General features: G+C 71.8%; 19 protein-coding genes. 10 read left to right on the top strand and 9 right to left on the bottom strand.

Going from position 1 to position 18,917, the window contains the following annotated elements:
* Positions 1-64: 64 nt before the first annotated feature.
* Positions 65-946 (top strand): aminoglycoside phosphotransferase family protein, encoded by an 882-nt coding sequence (locus AB0I89_RS04135; protein ID WP_357119839.1) that lies wholly within the window; start codon positions 65-67, stop codon positions 944-946.
* 70 nt (positions 947-1,016) lie between these two features.
* Here AB0I89_RS04135 and AB0I89_RS04130 read toward each other — a convergent pair whose 3' ends face one another.
* Complete coding sequence (locus AB0I89_RS04130) at positions 1,017-3,626, bottom strand: glycoside hydrolase family 9 protein (RefSeq protein WP_357119836.1); 2,610 nt, start codon at positions 3,624-3,626, stop codon at positions 1,017-1,019.
* 249 nt (positions 3,627-3,875) lie between these two features.
* Here AB0I89_RS04130 and AB0I89_RS04125 point away from each other — a divergent pair, with 249 nt between their 5' ends.
* Complete coding sequence (locus AB0I89_RS04125) at positions 3,876-4,601, top strand: protein phosphatase 2C domain-containing protein (protein WP_357119833.1); 726 nt, start codon at positions 3,876-3,878, stop codon at positions 4,599-4,601.
* 7 nt (positions 4,602-4,608) lie between these two features.
* On the opposite strand, the gene AB0I89_RS04120 is transcribed toward AB0I89_RS04125, so the two are convergent.
* Together AB0I89_RS04120 and AB0I89_RS04115 are read right to left on the bottom strand one after the other, a co-directional pair.
* Complete coding sequence (locus AB0I89_RS04120) at positions 4,609-7,242, bottom strand: ATP-dependent helicase C-terminal domain-containing protein (RefSeq protein ID WP_357120768.1); 2,634 nt, start codon at positions 7,240-7,242, stop codon at positions 4,609-4,611.
* A 150-nt stretch (positions 7,243-7,392) separates the two neighbouring features.
* Positions 7,393-8,226 (bottom strand): SigB/SigF/SigG family RNA polymerase sigma factor, encoded by an 834-nt coding sequence (locus AB0I89_RS04115; RefSeq protein ID WP_357119831.1) that lies wholly within the window; start codon positions 8,224-8,226, stop codon positions 7,393-7,395.
* Between the two features lie 379 nt (positions 8,227-8,605).
* Between AB0I89_RS04115 and AB0I89_RS04110 the strand changes: the two genes are divergently transcribed.
* Positions 8,606-9,361 (top strand): hypothetical protein, encoded by a 756-nt coding sequence (locus tag AB0I89_RS04110; RefSeq protein WP_357119828.1) that lies wholly within the window; start codon positions 8,606-8,608, stop codon positions 9,359-9,361.
* On the opposite strand, the gene AB0I89_RS04105 is transcribed toward AB0I89_RS04110, so the two are convergent.
* Positions 9,310-10,899 carry a phospholipase D-like domain-containing protein gene (locus AB0I89_RS04105; protein WP_357120765.1) on the bottom strand — a complete coding sequence of 530 codons (1,590 nt, stop codon included), beginning with the start codon at positions 10,897-10,899 and terminating at the stop codon, positions 9,310-9,312. The genes AB0I89_RS04110 and AB0I89_RS04105 overlap by 52 nt on opposite strands.
* Before the next feature lie 129 nt (positions 10,900-11,028).
* Between AB0I89_RS04105 and AB0I89_RS04100 the strand changes: the two genes are divergently transcribed.
* From AB0I89_RS04100 to AB0I89_RS04090, 3 genes are all read left to right on the top strand, one after another.
* Positions 11,029-11,157 carry a hypothetical protein gene (locus AB0I89_RS04100; protein ID WP_355050233.1) on the top strand — a complete coding sequence of 43 codons (129 nt, stop codon included), beginning with the start codon at positions 11,029-11,031 and terminating at the stop codon, positions 11,155-11,157.
* A 70-nt stretch (positions 11,158-11,227) separates the two neighbouring features.
* Complete coding sequence (locus AB0I89_RS04095) at positions 11,228-12,085, top strand: MBL fold metallo-hydrolase (protein ID WP_357119825.1); 858 nt, start codon at positions 11,228-11,230, stop codon at positions 12,083-12,085.
* Positions 12,086-12,087: 2 nt separating this feature from the next.
* Entirely contained in the window at positions 12,088-12,597 is a 510-nt protein-coding gene (locus AB0I89_RS04090; RefSeq protein WP_357119822.1) for a MarR family winged helix-turn-helix transcriptional regulator, read from the top strand.
* Between the two features lie 220 nt (positions 12,598-12,817).
* Here the strand turns inward: AB0I89_RS04090 and AB0I89_RS04085 are convergent, their stop codons facing one another.
* The 3 genes from AB0I89_RS04085 to AB0I89_RS04075 form a co-directional block, all read right to left on the bottom strand.
* Positions 12,818-13,198 carry a hypothetical protein gene (locus tag AB0I89_RS04085; protein WP_357119819.1) on the bottom strand — a complete coding sequence of 127 codons (381 nt, stop codon included), beginning with the start codon at positions 13,196-13,198 and terminating at the stop codon, positions 12,818-12,820.
* A 220-nt stretch (positions 13,199-13,418) separates the two neighbouring features.
* Positions 13,419-14,405: a pirin family protein gene (locus AB0I89_RS04080; RefSeq protein WP_357119816.1), complete on the bottom strand. Its 987-nt coding sequence runs from the start codon at positions 14,403-14,405 to the stop codon at positions 13,419-13,421.
* A gap of 11 nt (positions 14,406-14,416) precedes the next feature.
* Positions 14,417-14,899, bottom strand: coding sequence for a MarR family transcriptional regulator (locus tag AB0I89_RS04075; protein ID WP_357119813.1), 483 nt, complete (start codon positions 14,897-14,899; stop codon positions 14,417-14,419).
* A gap of 157 nt (positions 14,900-15,056) precedes the next feature.
* On the opposite strand from AB0I89_RS04075, the gene AB0I89_RS04070 reads away from it, so the two are divergent.
* Positions 15,057-15,590: a GNAT family protein gene (locus AB0I89_RS04070; RefSeq protein WP_357119810.1), complete on the top strand. Its 534-nt coding sequence runs from the start codon at positions 15,057-15,059 to the stop codon at positions 15,588-15,590.
* Between the two features lie 65 nt (positions 15,591-15,655).
* Entirely contained in the window at positions 15,656-16,096 is a 441-nt protein-coding gene (locus AB0I89_RS04065) for a carboxymuconolactone decarboxylase family protein (protein WP_357119807.1), read from the top strand.
* Positions 16,097-16,163: 67 nt separating this feature from the next.
* Here AB0I89_RS04065 and AB0I89_RS04060 read toward each other — a convergent pair whose 3' ends face one another.
* Positions 16,164-16,859, bottom strand: coding sequence for a VOC family protein (locus AB0I89_RS04060; protein ID WP_357119804.1), 696 nt, complete (start codon positions 16,857-16,859; stop codon positions 16,164-16,166).
* Between the two features lie 158 nt (positions 16,860-17,017).
* On the opposite strand from AB0I89_RS04060, the gene AB0I89_RS04055 reads away from it, so the two are divergent.
* Positions 17,018-17,734, top strand: a complete 717-nt coding sequence (locus AB0I89_RS04055) for a hypothetical protein (RefSeq protein WP_357119802.1) — start codon at positions 17,018-17,020, stop codon at positions 17,732-17,734.
* 11 nt (positions 17,735-17,745) lie between these two features.
* Here AB0I89_RS04055 and AB0I89_RS04050 read toward each other — a convergent pair whose 3' ends face one another.
* A complete protein-coding gene (locus AB0I89_RS04050) occupies positions 17,746-18,234 on the bottom strand; it encodes an FBP domain-containing protein (RefSeq protein WP_357119799.1) in 489 nt (162 codons plus the stop codon).
* A gap of 61 nt (positions 18,235-18,295) precedes the next feature.
* Here AB0I89_RS04050 and AB0I89_RS04045 point away from each other — a divergent pair, with 61 nt between their 5' ends.
* The gene (locus AB0I89_RS04045; protein ID WP_357119796.1) at positions 18,296-18,865 is read left to right on the top strand and encodes a WHG domain-containing protein; all 570 of its coding nucleotides are present in this window, start codon (positions 18,296-18,298) and stop codon (positions 18,863-18,865) included.
* Positions 18,866-18,917 lie beyond the last annotated feature (52 nt).

The raw sequence follows: 18,917 nt of genomic DNA, 5'->3' as shown, positions 1-18,917 counted from the left end.
GATCAGGCACCCGCCTCGCGCCGCTCGGCGCACGCCCACCGGGGCGCGGCCGTAGGGTTTTGCGGTGACCGTCAAGCGGATGCCCGCCGCGGAGATTCCCGTCTCTGTCGAACTGGTGCGCGGTCTGCTCGACCAGCAGCACCCCGATCTGGCGGACCTGCCGATCGAGATCCTCGCCAACGGCTGGGACAACCTCGTGTGTCGTCTTGGTGCGGAGTTGCTGGTCCGGTTGCCGCGCCGTGCCGTGGCCGCCGAGCTCATCGCGCACGAGCAGCGCTGGCTGCCGGAGCTGGCCGGCCGCCTGCCGTTGCCGGTGCCAGCGCCGGTGCGGGTCGGGCAGCCGACGACCCGGTACCCCTGGTCATGGAGTGTCGTGCCGTTCTTTCCGGGCCGGATCGTGGCGTTGTCGCAGCCCGACGACCCCTGGTCGGCGGCGCTGACGCTCGGCGGTTTCCTGAACGCACTGCACACGCCGGCTCCGCCGGAGGCGCCCGTCAACCCGTTGCGTGGAATTCCTCTGGTCGGCCGCGCCCCGGGGGTCCTGAACGGGCTCGCGCATGTCGATCCGGCCGATCGTGCCGCCGCGCTGGGGATCTGGGAGGTGGCCGTCGCCGCACCCGCGTGGGGTGGTCCACCGCTGTGGCTGCACGGGGACCTGCATCCCGCCAACATCCTCGTCGACCGGGGCCGGCTCAGCGCCGTGATCGACTTCGGCGACATCACCTCGGGCGATCCCGCGACCGACTTGTCCGTGGCCTGGATGCTGTTCACGGCTGAGCAGCGTGCTGCTCTTCGACGGGAGTACGGCCGCGCGGACGACGCGACCTGGGAGAGGGCGCGCGGCTGGGCGCTGGCCCTGTCCCTGGTGTTCCTGACGCACTCGCAGGACAACCCGCTGATGCGCGGCATCGGCGAGCGCGCCTTCCGCCTGGTGCTGGATTCGTGATGGCGGACGGGTGGTCCTGGTGGCCGCCCCCGGGGGGGGGGGGGGGAAGGGCGGCCACCAGGGGTCGCGCTCAGGACAGCGAGCAGGCGTTCCCGTTGACGGTGACCAGCCCCGGGTTGGGGTTGGCGCCGCCGTTGGTCGTCGCGTTGAAGCCGAACGTCGCCGTGCCACCGGGGACGATCTTGGCGTTGTACGACTCGTTCTTCGCGGTGACCGTCGCGCCGGACTGGGTGACCTTCGCCAGCCAGGCCTCCCGGACGCGCTGGTCACCCGTGAACGCGAACCGGGTGGTCCAGCCGTTGACGGCCGTGGACCCGGTGTTGCGGATGGTCAACTGCGCGGTGAACCCGGTGTTGCCCTGCCAAGCGCCGTAGTTGGCGTAGCTCACCGAGCAGGTGACGGCCGGTACGGCGCCCGCCTCGCCCTGGTCGGCCAGGAACGAGGAGATCCAGGCCAGCGCCGAGTTCCAGTTGATCGCCACCTCGTTCGTGGAGTACGAGTTGATGTCGTCGACGTAGCAGAACATCGGCTTGCAGCCGGCGAGCAACTGCGCCACAAACGGGTCCTGCAACGCCGCGTTCGCGCCACCGGCGAGGGAGCCGGCGGGCGGACGGGGCAGGTTGGCGTCGAGCTGGTGGCCGAAGATCCGGCTGTGCTGGTTCTGCGCGGCGTGCTCGCCCCAGCCGGTGACGTACGAGATGTTCAGGGCGTTGCGGCCCAGGATGTAGTCCATCGCCTGCACGGCGCCGTCGCGGTAACGGGCGTCGCGGGTCAGGTCGAAGGCGGTGGCCAGGACGATCGCGTTGTTGATGATGCTGCTGTTCGCGCCCCAGAAGTAGCTGTCGGCGTCCCCGGGCATCGGCAGCCCGTACGCCTGCCGGCGCAGCTCGGCGAGGTACGCGTCGGCGGCGGCGGTGACCGAGGCGCGAACCCGGGTCAGGTCGGCGGCGGGCAGCCCGTTCGGCACGGTGGCCAGATCGAGGCGACCCAGCGCGGCGACGCTCTGCCAGCCGAAGCCACGCGGCTCGAACACGTTGCCGGTGTGGTGCGGCGACGCGGTCAGGTCGGTCAGGTAGGTCTGCGAGCCGGTGGTGAGGTACAGCTCGACCGCCGCCCAGTAGAACTCGTCGGTGACGTTCGAGTCGTCGTACGCGCCGCCGCCGGTGCCGTCGGTCGGGCTGGCGTACACGGCGGGGTGTGCCTTCGCGGCGGCGTAGGCCGTCTTCGCGGCGGTGCCGCAGCGGGACGCGAACGCCGCGTCGTACGGGGCGAAGAGTCGCGCGCACTGGGCGGCGGTCGCGGCCATGTTGAGGGTGGCGGCGGTCGACGGCGGGTGCAGCTCGCGCGGCTGCGGGTCGTCCTGCGGGGCGAGCGGCAGGCCGGTCCAGTTCTTGTCGTGGATCTTGTGGTGGACCATGCCGGCGAGCGGCTTGCCGGCCGGCACCTGCATGCGCAGCAGGAACTCCAGCTCCCAGCGGGCCTCGTCGAGGATGTCCGGGACGCCGTTGCCGCGCTCGGGCACCCGCAGGGTGCTGTCGGCCAGTCCGGCGCCGCCGTTGGCGGTGGCGGCCGTCTTGGTCCGCTCGAAGGTGTTGAGGAGCTGGTAGGTGGCGATGCCGCCGTTGACCACGTACTTGCCGTGGTCGCCGGCGTCGTACCAGCCGCCGCGCACGTCGAGGGAGTAGTCGCAGACGCCCGGCTGGCAGGGCACGCTGGTGTCGCCCTGGTTGGGGGCGACGCCGAGGTGGCCGGCCGGGCGGGCGTACTCGTCGCCGATCAGGTCACCGTCGATGGCGATGCCGCTGCGCTGGGCGTAGAAGAACTGCATCGAGTCGGAGCGCAGTTGGTTGTAGAGGGTGCCGGAGATGTCGAACGGGTGACTGGTCTCGCCGTCGACGGTGAGCGTCAGCCCCGCGCCCGGGGTGCGGTAGCTGGAGAAGTCGACGGTCTGCACGTTCTGCCCGGAGGCGGCGTCCACGCCACGCGTGGTGGTGGTGCCGCTGGCCAGGACGGCCCCGGCGGCCGAGTGGAGCTGCCAGGGCAGCGGCGTGGTCGCCTCGGTGACCACCGTGGCGTTCTTCGGCCCGCCGGGCAGGTAGCCGGCCTGGTTGACGCGGACGCGGGGCCCGGTGTCCGGCTCGTACGGCGCGGGGGGTTCGCCGCCGCGCAGCGACACGTCGTCGAGGCAGATGGTCTGCGCCTGCGCGCTGCCACCGACCTGGAAGATGAGCTGGGCGTTCTGGTTGTCGTCCGGGACGGTGAAGGTCGACTCGACGCGCTGGACGGTGCCGGTGGCGGCGGCGTCCACGGCCGCGTACGTGGTGTACGGGGCGCTGCCGAGCTGGAGCACGGCCTTGACGGCGGTGCCGGGGGTGGCGGTGATGTCGAAGCCGAGCGTGTACTCGGCGCCCGCGATCAGCGGCACGCCGTCCTGACCGATGCCGGCGTCCCACGGGTTGGCGAGTCCACCGGGGACGGCGGCGCAGAGCTGGCCGTCGGTGACCCCGAGTGAGTCGGTGCCGTAGGAGAACCACGGGCTCACGCCCGCGCTGAAGTCCCCGTTGTCGATCTGCTCGGGGGCGTCCGGTGGAGGGGCGGCGTAGGCCGCTCCGGCGCCCGCGCCGGTGAGGGCCAGGGCGGTCGCCGCGGCCAGGAGGAGGCGACGTTTGGATGGCGTCACGGGGTAGTCCTTCCGGGACGGGAGGTGAGGCAGGTGGCGGTGGCGACCTGGGAGCGCTCCCAGGTCGAAGCTCGATGTTTCCAGTGGTGGATCGTCCTGTCAATTGATTCGACTGGATGGGATCTGCCGTCCGACAAGGGCGGAGACGCGCGCTGCGGTCGGACGCGAGACGTGAGATTGGCCGCGCCACGCGCCGTCGTCCTGATCTCCTAGAGACAACTGCGCCCTTCGCCTGGCAGGCTGCCTCCCATGACCCTGAAGCTGCGCTCCGTGGGAACGAGCGACCGTGGGCTGATCCGCAGCGGAAACCAGGACGCCCTGCACGCCGGCACCTGGCTCGTCGCGGTCGCCGACGGCATGGGCGGGATGGCCGCCGGTGACCTCGCCAGCTCGCTCACCATCGACGCGGTCGCCCCGCTGGACGTGGAGACACCCGAGGATGCCCTGGTGGCCGCCCTCCAGGACGGCATCGCGCTGGCCACCGCCCGCATCCGGCAGGCGGTCGCCGACGACCCCGAGCGCCAGGGCATGGGCACCACGTTGACCGCCCTGCTCTTCGCCCGTACCGGTAGCTGCCTGGCCCTCGCCCACGTCGGTGACTCGCGGGCCTACCTGTTCCGCGAGGGTGTGCTCAAGCAGATCACCCGCGACGACACCTTCGTGCAGATGCTCGTCGACCAGGGCGTGATCACCCCGGACCAGGCCAGCAGCCATCCGCGCCGGGCCGTCGTGACCCAGGCGTTGCAGGGCGAGGACGTCTCCCCGTCGTACGCGACGATGGTGCCTCGGTCCGGCGACCGGTGGCTGCTGTGCAGCGACGGCCTCTCCAACGTCGTCCGCCCGGACACCCTGGCCGAGGTGCTCGCCGCCTACCCCGACCGGTCCGCCTGCGCCGGCAAGCTGATCGACCTGGCGCTGCACGCGGGCGCTCCGGACAATGTCACCGTCGTGGTGGCCGACGTCGTGGAGGAGTAACCCCTGCTCAGCGTCGTCGCGGCGCGGCCCGGCGGGTGGGCGTCGCCGTGTCCGGGTCCTCGGGCCACGGATGACGCGGATAGCGACCGCGTAGCTCGGCGCGGACCTGCGGATAGCCGGTACGCCAGAACGACGCGAGGTCCGCGGTGACCGCCACCGGCCGGCCGGCGGGGGAGAGCAGGTGCAGCAGCACCGGCACCCGGCCACCGGCGATGCGTGGGGCCGCCGGCCAGCCGAACGTCTCCTGGAGCTTGACCGCGAGCACCGGCGCGGCCGGGTCGGCGTAGTCGACGCGGATACGTGAGCCGCTGGGCACCTCGATGCGCTCGGGCGCGAACTCGTCCAGGCGCGCGGCCTGCGCCCAGGGCAGCAGCCGACGCAGGGCCGAGGTCACGTCGACCCGGCTCAGGTCGGCCCGCCGCCGGCCGGCGGCCAGCTCCGGCCCCAGCCAGGTCGGGGCGGCGGCGAGCAGCGCCTCGTCGTCGACGTCGGGCCACTCGGCGTCGAGGTGCAGCCGGCAGAACGCCATCCGCTCGCGCAGCCCCCGCGCCGCCGGGGTCCACGGCAGCAACCCCAAGCCCTCCTGACGCAGGCCGGTGAGCAGCGCCGCCGTGATCTCCGCCCGGTCCGGACGGTCCAGCCGCCGCGCCACCAGTTCGATCGCGCCCAGTCGGGTCACCTCCCGGGCCACCACGTCCCCGTCGGACCAGCCGACCTCCCGGCGCGTGGACAGCAGGGGGCCCGCCGCCTCCCGGGCGGTCGCCTCGTCCAGGCCGGTGGCGCGGCGGATCCGCGCCGAGGGCGCGCCGGGGCGGCGGTCCGCGACCGCCACCGCCAGCCAGTCGGCGCCGGCCAGGCCCGACCCCGCCGCCAGCTCCGCGGCGGTCCCGCCCGTCATGAGGTACGACGATCCGCCCGGCCGCCGCACCCGGGCCAACCGCTCGGGGTACGCCAGACCGACGACCAGCCCGGCGGCGAGGTCATCGGTCAGCCGCTCGCGGTCAGCGGGTACGCCGGGCCGAGAAGTCGCGGCGGCACCGGTCGGTGACGCGCTACCGGTCGGCGGTGCGGTGCCGGGCGCGGCGGTTGCCCGGACACGTCCAGAACCGGCATGGTCGCCGTCGGGGGAGCCGGCGGGCAGGGCGGCGCGCAGGCGGCGTACCTCGGCCCGCCAGCGGGCGGTGGCCCCCGCGTCGACGCCGGCGCGCAACCGACGCCAGCCGGCCACCAGGTCGTCGCCGGGGCCGGCCGCGCTCTCCTCGGCGAGGAGGGCGACCACCTCGGCCGCCCGGTCGCCGCCGATCCGGTCGGCGGCGTCGAGCAGCGCCCGGGCCAGCCGGGGGTGCGCACCGGCGGAGGCGATCGCCCGTCCCCGCCCGGTGATCCGACCCGTCGCGTCGACCGCGCCAAGTGTTTCGAGGGTGTCCCGGGCGACGGTCATTGCCGCGGCCGGTGGCGCGTCGGGCAGCGCGAGTCCGACGCCGTCCGGGCTGCCCCAGGCGGCCAGCTCCAACGCGAACCCGGTCAGGTCGGCGGTGGCGATCTCCGGCTCCGGCCGGGCGGGCAGCCGCTCGTGGGTGGCCTCCGACCAGCAGCGGTAGACGCATCCGGGCGCCTCGCGGCCGGCCCGGCCGGCCCGCTGGGTGGCGGCGGCCCGGGAGACCGGCACGGTGACCAACGCGCCCAGTCCCCGGGCCAGGTCGATGCGGGGCACCCGGGACAGCCCGGCGTCCACCACCGTCCGTACGCCCGGCACGGTGAGGCTGGTCTCGGCGAGCGCGGTGGACAGCACCACGCGACGCCGGTCGTCGGTCCGGGGGCGCAGCGCCGCGTCCTGCTCGGCCCCGCGCTGACGGCCGTGCAACGGCAGCAGCGCGACGGTGTCCCGCAGGTCGGCGAGCCGCCCGGCGACCGACGCGATCTCACCGGCCCCGGGCAGGAAGACCAGCACGTCGCCGTCCTGCTCGCGCAGCGCCCGGCGGACGGTGGCGGCCACCTGGTCGAGCAGCGCGCGGTCGACCGGGCCGGCCCCGGGCGGCGCGACGGGCCGGGGCGGCGGCGTCCAGATCCGCCGCACCGGGTGCAGCGCCGACTCGGCCCGGACCACCGGGGCGGGGGTGGCCCCGCCGAGCAGCGCGGCGAACCGGTCGGTGTCCGGCGTGGCGGACATGGCGAGGAGCCACAGGTCGGGCCGGAGCGTGGCCCGGGCCTCCACCGTGAAGGCGAGCGCCAGGTCGGCGTCGAGCTGCCGCTCGTGGCACTCGTCGAGCAGTACCGCGCCCGTGCCGGGCAACTCCGGGTCGTGGTGCAGCCGGCGGACCAGCAGGCCGGTGGTGACCACCTCGATCCGGGTGGCCGGGGAGACCCGCCGCTCGCCGCGTACGGCGTAACCGACCCGGTCGCCGACGCGCTCGCCCAGCAGGTCGGCCATCCGCCGGGCCGCGGCGCGCGCCGCCACCCGGCGGGGCTGGGCGATCACCACCCGGCCGTCGACCCGGTCGGCCACCGCCAGCGGCGCGAGGGTGGTCTTGCCGGTGCCCGGCGGCGCGACCAGAACCGCCGCGCCGGCCGCGTCGAGCGCGGTGAGCACCGCCGGCAGGGTGGGACGGACCGGCAGGTCCAGGGTCACGTCGGAGAGCACGGCCCAGTCTCGCACCGGGCCCCGGCGGGCTCGACGGGCCCGCCACCAACGCGAACGGCCGGGTCGCCGCCCCGAAGGGAAGCGACCCGGCCGGTGTTCACACGATCGAGGACCGGGGCAACGCTGACCCGACCCTCGATCGTGAAGCCCCTAGTAGGTGCCGTCGAGCTGGCCCCGCAGCTTGGTCAGCGCCCGAGCGAGCAGTCGGGAGACGTGCATCTGCGAGACGCCGATCTGGTCGGCGATCTGCGACTGGGTCAGGTTGCCGTAGAACCGCAGGGTCAGGATCTTCTGCTCCCGCTCGTCGAGCGTGGCGAGCGCCGGGCCGAGGGCGACCCGCAGCTCGGCCAGCTCGAACTCGTTGTCCTCGCCGCCGAGCATGTCGCCCAGCTCGGTGGCCCGGTCACCGTCGCCGGTCGGCGTGGACAGCGACACCGCGTTGTACGCGCGGGCGCCTTCCAGGCCCTCCAGGACCTCTTCCTCGGTGATCTTGAGGTGGGCGGCGATGTCGGCGACCGTCGGCGAACGGCCGAGGGTCTGCAGCAGCGAGCTGTTGGCGTCGGAGATGGCGAGCCGCAGCTCCTGGAGACGACGGGGAACCCGGATGTCCCAGGTGCGGTCGCGGAAGTGGCGCTTGAGCTCGCCGATGATGGTGGGGATCGCGTAACCGGCGAAGTCGACGCCGCGCGACGGGTCGAACTTGTCGATGGCCTTGATCAGGCCGACGGCGGCGGTCTGCGCCAGGTCGTCGGTCGGCTCGCCCCGCCCGCTGTAGCGGTGGGCCAGGTGGTTGGCCAGCGGCAGCCAGGCCTCGATCGCGCGGTCCCGCAAGGCGGCGCGCGACGGGTGGTTGGCGGGCAGCGCGGCCATCGCGTTGAGGAGATCGGCGGCGCTGTCGGTGAGTGCGCGCGGGTCCAGCTTGGTGGTGCTCTTCTGCTCGGTAACCGTGGTGCTCGCCTGCTCGGTGATCGTTGACGCGGTCATGGTGGTCCTCCCTGCACCTCGTCCGCGGACAAAAATAAGGTGGCGCTTTGGTTTAGCTTCAGTTGGGCCGTTCGGGAGTCACCTTAACCTGATCGGCTCCCGGAAAGCTAGCCGAAAGGTTGATGTACTTAAGGTGTGTCGACCCACAAAACGCCCATAAGCGGCGACGATCGCGCAGGTGGCGAAGTCCCTTACCCGTTTTCGGGGCGATCCTGCGGTGTCCGATCAACCCGGCGGGTCCGACCGGTCGGTCCAGGAGCCTCCACCGACCGGTCAACATGAAATCCGACAACCGGGCAGGTGTGTCGACTATCCGTCGTTGTCCCGTCGGCGGGACCGGCCGTAGCGTCGCGGAGTAGACACCCGGTTCGGAGGCACCGTGCTAGATCCAACCGCTCCCCAGCTCGTCGTGAACAGCCACACCCTCTACTTCAGCTGGTTGCCGGCGGACCCCGACGCGGTCGCCGCCCTGGTGCCCACCGGGCTGTGCCCCCGTGCCGACCGACAGGTGTTCCTCAACCAGTACGTCGTCGAGGACGAGACGCAGACCTCCGGCTTCGGCGCTTACTCGCTGACGTACATCGGTGTCTCGCTGGCCGGCGTGGACGCTCCCGGCGGGCTCAGCCCCGGCGGCTGGTGGACCCACTACGTGGCCTCCAGTCGAATCGTCCGCGAGTACGCCACCGCGCGCGGCGCTCCCGTGCTGGCCGGCCTGACCACGATCAAGCTCAACGGCGAGGCGCTGCAATCCGAGACCGAGGCGGACGGGGTGCCGCTGATCCGCGCCCGGTGTCGGGTCGGGCAGACCGGGCACGTGATCAGCAGCGGGCACCACCGCTACTTCACCCAGCGTGACGGTCAACTGCTCAGCTCGGTCTACCCGTACGTGGCCGAGCCGGTCACGCCGTTCGAGATCGAGTCGGTGGAGTTCCTGCAGCCCCGACACCCGATGTACGCGCTGCGCCCCGCCAACCCGCTGATCATCGGCTTCGGCTACTTCTCACCGCGCTCGTCGTTCGCCTACCCGGGAGGGCTCAGCGTGCACCCGGGCGGGGCTGGCCTGCCCGAGCCGGCCCGGCCGGCTCACCAGGTGCCGGCCAGCCTCGCGCGCAGCGGCCTGCCGTCGGGGTCGTAGACCAGCCGGTACACCGGCAGCGCCCAGGCTCGCGTGAACCAGGGCAGCCGCTCCGGGCGGTGCGGGCGCAGCCGGCCGGGCGGACGCTCGCCGACCTGGCCGCCGTCGTACCACCGTTGCAGTTCGTCGGCCGCGGCCGTGATGGCCGCGACGGCGTCGGCCGGGTCGATCAGGTCGGCGTCGTCGGCGCCGTCGGGGTCGCGGTCCAGGTGCTCGCGCCAGAGCCGCAGCCGCAGGTCCCGGGCGTAGGCGCGGGCCCCGTCGCCGAGGCCCGCCGGGTCGGTGGGCGTCCGCTCGTCGCGCGTGTCGTCGAGTACGGCGCAGGACAGCTCGCTGTCGTGGGTCCAGGAGCGGCGGTTGAAGTTGTCGCTGCCGACGCTGGCCCACACGTCGTCGACCACGCAGACCTTCGCGTGGACGTAGACCGGGGTGCCGGCGTGGTTCTCCACGTCGAACACGTGCACCCGATCGGGCGCGGCGCGCTCGCACAGCGACAGCGCCTGCTCGCGGCCGACCATGTTGGGCGGCAGGGCGAGCCGGCCGTCCACGTCCGGGTGCCGGGGCACCACGGCGACCAGGTGCAGCTCCGGGTTCTCCCGCAGCGCCTGGGCGAACAGGTTCGCCACCTCGGTCGACCAGAGGTACTGGTCCTCCAGGTAGATGAGGCGGCGGGCCCGCTGTACCGCCTTGGTGTAGCCCCGGGCAACGGTCCGCTCGCCGTCCGGGGCGAACGAGTAGCGCGGCCGCACGGCGGGGTAGGTGCGCAGCACCTGGATCTGGTGCGGCCCGCACTCGGGCGGGTCGGCGGGCTGGTCGGGCAGCGGGTCCGGTCGCAGGTCCGCGCCGCGCAGCCGGTCCCGGGCGTACGCCACCGGGTTCTCCGAGTCCAACGGCATCGGGTCGGTCCAGCGCTCCCGGAAGAGGGTGTCCAGCGCGCCGACCACCGGCCCGCGCACCGCGAGCTGCACGTCGTGCCAGGGCGGGTTCGGGCCGTACCGGGAGGACATCTGCACCGGCTGGGGGTCGCCGCCGTGCGCGGCGTCGTCGCGGCGACTGTGGCACAGGTCGATGCCACCGGCGAAGGCGATGTCCCGCTCCGGGGCGTTGACGTGCCGCAGCACCACCAGCTTCTGGTGGTGCGAGCCGCCCCGGCGCACCCGCTGGTCCAGCAGCACCTCACCGCCGGCCGCCGAGACCGTCTCGCTGAGGTTGCGGTTCTCCGCCTCGCTGTAGGCCAGCACGTCCAGGTGTGAGCGCCAGATCAGGCCCTTGACCACCACGCCGCGCTGGGCGGCTTGGGCGAAGAGCTGCGCCACGGTGGGGCCGTCCGGGCGCAGCCGCTGGTCCGGGTCACCCCGCCAGTCGGTGAAGAAGAGGTGGTCACCGGCGGTCAACGCCTCCACCTCCTCGACCAGCCGGTCGAAGTACGCCGCGCCGTGAATCAACGGCTCGGCGAGGTTTCCCCTGGTCCAGACGGGTAACCCAGAGACCGGGTTGGCGCGTTCCTGCGCGGTGAGGAACCACTCCTGCAACGGCACGTCCAGCCCTCCGGAGGTCGACAACGTCCTCACGGTAGGACCCCCGACGCGGGTCCGCATGCCAGGCCGCCCGACCGGTGACCTGGATGACGCCACGCGAGCAGCGACAACAGCCAAGGAGGCCACACCATGCCCCGCGAAACGACGAACCCCGTGAACGAGTACCGCGAGCCGGCGGTGGAGAGCGAACGGGGGGCGCTGGTAGCGGTCTTGGTGATGGTGATCCTGGGCGTCGCGGGAATCTTCGCGGTCTCGTAGGACGGCGCTGCGGGTCCTCCTAGCTCGGACGTTCTTGACTCGGATGTTCCTGGGTCGTACGGTTTCGGGCGTGGTCATCTCACCTTCCTCGTACTGGACGGGCCCGCTGCCCGAGGCGACTCCGCCAGCGGACCTGGCGCTGTACCGTCTGCCCACCGGCACCTACACGACGCGAGCGGCGTTCGCCGTGACCGGAGGGTCCATCCGGGACAAGCGGGATTTCGCGGCCACCGCCGTGCTTATCGCTCACCCGAAGGGCGACCTGCTCATCGACGCCGGGTTCGGCGAGCACGTGGCGGAGCACATCACGATGCTCGCGCGCGTGGAGCGTGCTCCCCACCGGCTCGGCCGGACCGTGGCGCAGCAACTCGACGCGGCGGGCTATGACCGGTCCCGGCTGCTGGGCGTGCTCGTCACGCACGTGCACTGGGATCACGTCAGCGGCCTGGACTCCCTGCGGGTGCCGGTGTGGATCAACGAGGCCGAGATCCGCTACGGCGCCGACGACTCGCACGGCAGGGTCTTCCGCGCGGTGTCGCAAGGCCTGGAGATCCGGGAGTACGCCTTCGACGGCCCGGAGTATCTCGGCTTCCCGGCGAGCTTCGACGTCTACGGAGACGGCTCGGTGATCGTGGCCCTCGCCGCGGGGCACACCTCGGGTTCCGTCGTCGTGTTCGTCACGCTGCCCGCCGGGAAGCGGTATGCGTTCATCGGCGACCTCACCTGGCAGATGGACGGCATCTCCCGTGGTGCGGAGCGCCCGTGGTTGCTGCGCCGCGTCGCCGACGTCGACGCCAAGACGGTCCGGGTCGGCCTGCGGCGCAGCATCGCCCTCAGCCGCGTGTTGCAGGTCGTTCCGGCACACGATGTCGCCGCCTACGACACCATCCCGCTCCTGCCGTCCCGGTTCCCGGCCGGGACACTGTGACCATGCCTGCCTCACCCGCGAGCCGCCCCGGTCCGACGATCGACGACGAGGCACCGCAGCGCCCCACTCTGGGGCCGGGGCCCGACTCCGAGCTCACGTGGCTGCTGCACCGGGCGGCCCAGCGGATGCACGCACTCGTCGGCGCGGAAGCAGAACGCCACGGACTGACGCTGCGCGACCACATCGTCCTCAGCGCTCTGCACAAGAGCGCCGATCTCACCCAGGTCGAACTCGGGCAAGCCCTCGGGATGGACAAGACGACTCTCACCGCTGAGATCGACCGGCTCGAGCGCATGGAACTCGTCTCACGACGCGTCAACCCGCGAGACCGGCGGGCCCGCATCGTCGCCATCACCCCGAAGGGCGACGCGGTGCGGGCGGCCATCGCCGCCGGCACCGAGGCCCGGGAGGCCGACGCGGTCCGGCCCATCCCGGCGGCCGAGGTCGCACAGCTACGACGGGCCCTCTACTTGATCATCGGCTCGGCCGAAGACCCGGGATCGTGCATCTGAACGCTTCCCCAGACGTGGCCGGCCGCAGCACCGCCGGCCGCCTCGGGTACGCCCGCAACCTCGCCGGGCCGGAGGACGAAGCCCAGAGCATGGTGGCGGCGCGAGCCGGCGCGGTCACCGCCGTCTGGCAGCAGTCCGGCCCCGATATGCCGGGCATGGCGTCACCTCACTGGCGGGCTCCACCAAAGCGCCGGTGGCCAAGTCCTGGCTTCTTCAGCGATCAGCCGGGCACCTCAACCCAGCGAGCGGCCGCGTCGAATGTGTCCGTCGGGGTGGCGTTGAATGCGATCGCCGCCTCGGGCGCATGGCGATGCACCAGGTTGACCACCAGCTCGAACAGTTCCGGCTGATTGCGAACCCCGCCACCAATGACGACGCATTCCCACGGCCGGGCGCGAAGGGCAGTGGTGACGACCGCCTTCACATCGTCGCTGCCGTCGAGGCCGAACAGGCAGAACTCCGCCCCCACGTTGTGCTCGACAAATCGGGCCCGCCCGGCCTCGATCCCGTCCGCGACCGGCTTGGGGTCCCACGGTCCCGGCACCCGATACGGATCCAACCCGATCACCAGCACGCGGGGTGTGAGGGCCGTTGTGTCCACTGTCGAAGACTACGTGGCGTGCTGCGGCGTCCTGCGGAGGCATGTCCGGGCGGTGATCCACACGAGATCGCCGAAGTCGGGGTATCTGAGGCCGGTTGATACCCCCAGATCGGCGAAGTCGAGTCGATCATGCCGCAGGAAACGGTCCAAGATCTCGCTGGTGGCTGTATCCAGCAAACGCGAAAGGCCCCCGGCGCGAACCGGGGGCCTTTCGCGTGGGTCAGGGACGCGGGCCCTGGCCGTTGGTGTGCGGGATGCGCTCGGTGGGGATGACGCCGAGTCGGCCGGCCTTGAAGTCCTCGAAGGCCTGGAGCAGTTCGTCGCGGGTGTTCATGACGAACGGGCCGTACTGCGCCACCGGCTCGCGGATGGGCTGACCGCCCATGATGTAGAGGTCGAGCGCCGGGGTGTTGCTGTCCTGCGTGGCGTTCGCGTTGAAGCGCAGCGCGTTGCCCGGCCCGTGCACCGCGAGCTGGCCGGTGTGGACCGGCCGGCGCTCGGCGCCGACGGTGCCGCGCCCGCCGAGGACGTACACCAGGGCGTTGAAGTTGGGGTTCCAGGGCAGGTCGACCTGCGCGCCGGGCTGAACGGTGACGTGGCTGATGGTGATCGGCGTGAACGTGGAGCCCGGCCCCTTGTGCCCGGCGATCTCACCGGCGATGACCCGGACGAGCGCGCCGCCGTCCTCGGTGGTGAGCAGCGCCGACTCGCGGCCCCGGATGTCCTGGTACTGGGGTGGGTTCATCTTGGCCTTGCGGGGCAGGTTGACCCAGAGCTGCGTGCCGTGGAAGAGGCCGCCGCTCATCACCAGGTGCTCCGGCGGGGCCTCGATGTGCAGCAGGCCGCTGCCGGCCGTCATCCACTGGGTGTCGCCGTCGGTGATCGTGCCGCCGCCGCCCTGCGAGTCCTGGTGGTCGAAGACGCCGTCGATGATGTACGTGACGGTCTCGAAGCCGCGGTGCGGGTGCCACGGGGTGCCCTTCGGCTCTCCGGGCAGATAGTCCACCTCGCCCATCTGGTCGAGGTGGATGAACGGGTCCAGATCGGTCGTCGACACCCCGGCGAAGGCCCGACGGACCGGGAAACCCTCGCCCTCGAAGCCGCTGGGCGCGGTGGTCACCTTGCGGACCTTGCGGACCGTGGTGGCCTTGTGCAGCTTGGGCAGGCGGGGCAGAACGAGGACGTTGTCAACGGTGATCGCGGGCATCGCTGGGCTCCTTAGCGTGTGGCGTGGGTGTCCGACGTGGTCCCGGCCGCCCGTAGGCGGCGGCCGAGCCGGTCGAAGATCCGGGTGAGGCAGGCGACCTCGGCGTCGTCGAGGTCGTCCATCAGATGGGTACGCACCGACGCCAGGTGGTGGGGTGCGGCCTCGGTCAGGGTGAGCAGCCCGGCGGCGGTGAGCACGGCTTCGCTGCCGCGCCGATCGTCCGGGCAGGGCTCCTTGCTGACCAGGCCGCGCCGCTGCATCGAGGAGATCTGGTACGTGAGGCGGCTGGGGGAGAAGACCAGCCGGCCGGCCAGCTCGCCCATCCGCAGCCGTTGCCCCGGCGCTTCGGAGAGCAGGACCAGCACGTGGTAGTCGGCGAAGCTGAGATCGCTGTCGGCCCGCAGGTCGTCTTCCATCCGGGTGAACAGGCGCTGACTGGCCTCGATGTAGGCGCGCCAGGCGGCCGCTCGGGTGCTGTCCAGGCTCTCTGTCACGACCACGACACTAGCACTAGTTAAAAATTTAACTAGTGGTGTTCAGGGTTGCCTGCGTCACGTCTGTCTGGTTGCAGGCTCGCTTCGTACAGCTTTGAAGAAGGTCGTGGGTAAGCCGGCAGCGGGACCGGCGCGGAGTGTGTCAGACTCCGGCCTCGTGGAACACGTGGAGCTCGCCGCCGACGACCTGCTGTTGCGTCCCTGGCGGGACGCGGACGCCCCGGCGGTGCTCGACGCCCTGCGCGACCCGGCCATCGCCCAGTGGAACCCGCAGGGCGACGGCCCGATCGACGACCAGGTGGCCCTGCTCTGGGTACGTCGCCGGGCTGACTGGTCGGCCGGTGACCACGCCTCGCTGGCGGTGACCGACGCCGGTGACGGCGAACTGCTCGGCTCGGTGTCGCTGCACCACATCCGGCAGGGCGACGCCTCGATCGGGTACTGGACGATGCCGGCGGCGCGCGGGCGCGGTGTCGCGACGCGGGCCGTCGCCCGGCTCACCGCGTGGGCGTTCGACGACCTCCGGCTGCACCGGATCGAGCTGTGCCATGCCGTCGCCAACCCGGCGTCCTGCCGGGTCGCCGACCGGGCCGGCTATCGCGCCGAGGGGACGCTACGCGAGTCGTACCGCTACGGCGACGGCCGCCGCTACGACGAGCACCTGCACGCCCGCCTGGCCACCGACCGCTGACAGCCTGGTGTAGAAGGGGCTTCGAAACGCCGAATCTCGCCTGCTTCGTCCTGGTGGGTGAAAGAGTGAACATCGTGACGACGAACCATCCGCCATCTGCGGCGGCAGACTCGGGGTACGCCGCCGCGCTGGACACGGCTGAGCGTCTGCTGGGCTTCCGCTTGGAGCGTTTTCTTGGCGCCACGCCTGGTGAGCCAGCCAACGGCGCAGACTTCAAACGGATCGCGACGGTGCACGCATTTGGCGACGTCTGGCCGCGCACCGAACACCTGGATACACGGACGCGGGCACTGGTGTCCGTCACCATCGCGGCGACACTTGGCGTCCTGGAGCCCCTCCGTGGTCAGCTTCGCATCGCGCTCAACGCCGGCGCCACCAACGAAGAGATCGTCGAAGTCTTTCTTCAGGTCGCGGCCTACGCTGGCGTAGCACGCGCGTTCGACGGCTACCAGGTCGCGGCCCAGGTCTTCGCAGAAAACGCCGAGCGCTCAGACCCCGGTAAGTGAGGCATTCAGAGGTTGGTGGCGCCGAGACCTTGTTTACCAGGGTCTAAGACTGGCCGGTCAGCCCGAACTACGAGCCGTCTCGGCCCTGCCAGGTCGTCACGCAAGCCTCGTTGCCCTCGATGTCGGCGAGAATCCAGAAGGCGGGAGCGCGGGACGCGGACACGAGTCGGCCGCCGGCCGCCAGCGCGGCCTCGATCCGCCGGGGTGCCTCGTCGTGTGGGACGCAGACATCGAAGTGGATGCGATTCCGGTCCGTGCGTGGCCGATCCATCTGCTGGAACCACATCGCCGGACCCTGCCCCACCGGGTCGACGATCGGATCCTCGGGACCGTCGGCTCCCGCCTCGTCCGCGTAGCCCAGGACGGCCTTCCAGAACGGCCGCACCGCCGCGATGTCGAGCGCGTCGACAGCGATCTCCACGAGCTGGACCGAACGCGGTGCTCCCGTACCGATCTCAGGCTCGGTCCGGTGCCCGAGGTTACGCACGGTGGCGGAGATCCGATGCGCGAGGTCGATGTCGCGGGCGGTGGGCGCCGCCTGATCCATCGACTGGAGGGTCAAAACGACCCGTTCCGACCGCAGATCAGCGCGCAGGTGCCCATCCGCGTCGTCACCGCACTCCGCGACCACGCGCCCCACCACCTCGACCGCCTCGGCCAGCGAGCCAACGGGCACCGACGTGCGGAGCGCGCCCAGCAAATACCGCCATCCCTGGTCGCTGATCGCGTCCGAGGCCGCCCGCCGGCTCAGCACCTGTTCCATATAGGCATCCTTGCACGCGGCGGCGGTGCCGGTTTGCGGACTGCGGGCCCAGTACGAGCATCGTTTACGCCAGCGCGGCCGGTAAATTGACCCCATCGCCGATAGTGGAATTCTCGATATTCTGGCGACGAGCGTTGAGATCGTATGGGGGATATGGGGTGAACGAGGAAGAGGCTCAGAAAAGTACTTCACCTGACAGTTCAGCTGATGTCCCCGACGAAGTCACGTCGCCCCCGGCCGCAGGCGGCAGCGAAGGCCGGCAACCCCGCTCTGCGTCGCGGCCGTGGGAGGCCGTGGCCGCAGTCTCTGCCGCTGCCGGGGTGATCGTGGCGCTCGCCGTCGGCCTGCCGAGTGTTCTGTCGGACAGGTCTGCCGAGTCCGATCGCCCCCCGGCGGCTGTGTCCCCGACGTCGGCCCCGGCGCAGGCGCCGTCGCCCAGCCCTGCACCGCCCGTCACGATCCTCACGCCGACGTCGACAGAGGGCGCCACCGTGGAGTGTGTGAAAGACGCCTGCGCCATCGAGGTGCGCGGCAGGACGCGCGCTGCGGCCGGGCTGCATTCGTATGTGCTGATCGCGCGCGAATGCTGCCCAGGAGACACGCCGCGGTTTTACGTCCAGTGGGATTCCACGAAAGAGGTCCCCGGTGGGGACTGGGTCGCTCTGGCCTATGTTCAAAAGCCGCCCATCAACGCCACGTTCCAGATCAAGGCGATTCTCACGACCTCCGCCGTCCGGGCGACGCCCGGAGCCGATGACCTCATTGTCTGGTCCGACGACATGGCGGAGGCCGTCGGACTCGTCGCGGAGACGCCGACGGTCACCGTGAAAGTCGCGGACGTCGTCCAGGCGACCGCGTTCTGCGACTGCTCATAGCGGGACGCCAGTTACTCGGTGACCCGGCGTAGGAACGCGGCCAGGTGGCCGGTGGTGCGGTCGATCTTCTCGGTCAGGGTGATGGTCTCGTCGATTCGCCGCCCGGCCTCCTTCTTGCCCCGTACATAGAGCGAGCAGGCCAGGTCGGAGCAGACGTACGCGCCCACGGAGTTGCCCTGCCGGCCCTCGCGGCCCGCCTTGCGCGCGGTCATCAGCGACACGCCGTCGCCGGTGTGGGTGGTCAGGCAGAAGGAGCACATGCTGCGCCGTGTCCGCCCGGTCTGCTGCGGCGCCACCCGCAGCGCGACCCCGACGGGGCCGTCGTCGGTCTCGGCGACCAGGTACGCCCGCTGCGGCGCGGCGGGGTCCCGCCAGCCGAGGAAGTCGAGGTCGTCCCAGGGGTACGTCTCCAGATCGACCGGTACGGCCATCCGCTTCGCCTCGCCCTGCGTGACGTTGACGAAGGAGGCGCGGATGGCGGGTTCGGTGATGGCTAGCATAGGTTGTAGCCTAGCTCTCCTAGGCAACCGATTAACAAGGCTAGTTTGAGGGGTGTGGCGAGTGGCACGTGCCGGCGTGACGGTCGAGCGGTTGACCCAGGTGGCGGCCGACCTGGCCGACGAGGTGGGCGTCGAGAACGTGACAGTCGCCGCCCTCGCGCGGCACTTCGGGGTGAAGGACGCGAGCCTCTACTTCCACCTCAAGAACGCGCACGACCTGCGCGTCCGAATCGCCCTGCTGGCGCTCGCCGAGCTGGCCGACCACGTCTCCGACGCGCTCGCCGGCCGGGCCGGCAAGGACGCGCTGGTGGCCTTCGCGAACGCGTACCGGGACTATGCGAGGCGGCACCCGGGCCGGTACGCGGCCATGCAAATCGACCTCGATCCCGAGACGGCCGCCGCGAGCGCGGGTATCCGGCACGCGGAGATGACCCGGGCGATTCTGCGCGGCTACCGGCTCGCCGAGCCGGACCAGACCGACGCCATCCGGATGATGCACAGCACGTTCCACGGATTTGTGAGCCTGGAGCGTACCGGCGGTTTCCGCCACACGCCGCGCCCGACGGACGACTCCTGGGCCCGTACCCTCGATGCTCTTGATGCCCTGCTGCGCAACTGGCCGCAACCGTGACGGGCGGGCATGGCCGCCAATGGCCGCCATGCCCGCCCGCCCGCGCCTGCCC

Origin of the sequence: Micromonospora sp. NPDC049801, assembly GCF_040656575.1 — a bacterium.
Taxonomy (GTDB): domain Bacteria; phylum Actinomycetota; class Actinomycetes; order Mycobacteriales; family Micromonosporaceae; genus Micromonospora.
Note: the sequence above shows the minus strand (reverse complement) of the source record. Positions and strands in the feature narration are given on the sequence as shown.

Excerpts from the sequence above, each read along its gene's own strand:
- AB0I89_RS04080 (WP_357119816.1), bottom strand. The coding sequence starts at position 14,405 with ATGCCCGCGATCACCGTTGACAACGTCCTCGTTCTGCCCCGCCTGCCC.
- AB0I89_RS04115 (WP_357119831.1), bottom strand. The coding sequence starts at position 8,226 with ATGACCGCGTCAACGATCACCGAGCAGGCGAGCACCACGGTTACCGAG.
- AB0I89_RS04125 (WP_357119833.1), top strand. The coding sequence starts at position 3,876 with ATGACCCTGAAGCTGCGCTCCGTGGGAACGAGCGACCGTGGGCTGATC.
- AB0I89_RS04090 (WP_357119822.1), top strand. The coding sequence starts at position 12,088 with ATGCCTGCCTCACCCGCGAGCCGCCCCGGTCCGACGATCGACGACGAG.
- AB0I89_RS04050 (WP_357119799.1), bottom strand. The coding sequence starts at position 18,234 with ATGCTAGCCATCACCGAACCCGCCATCCGCGCCTCCTTCGTCAACGTC.
- AB0I89_RS04100 (WP_355050233.1), top strand. The coding sequence starts at position 11,029 with ATGCCCCGCGAAACGACGAACCCCGTGAACGAGTACCGCGAGCCGGCG.
- AB0I89_RS04060 (WP_357119804.1), bottom strand. The coding sequence starts at position 16,859 with ATGGAACAGGTGCTGAGCCGGCGGGCGGCCTCGGACGCGATCAGCGAC.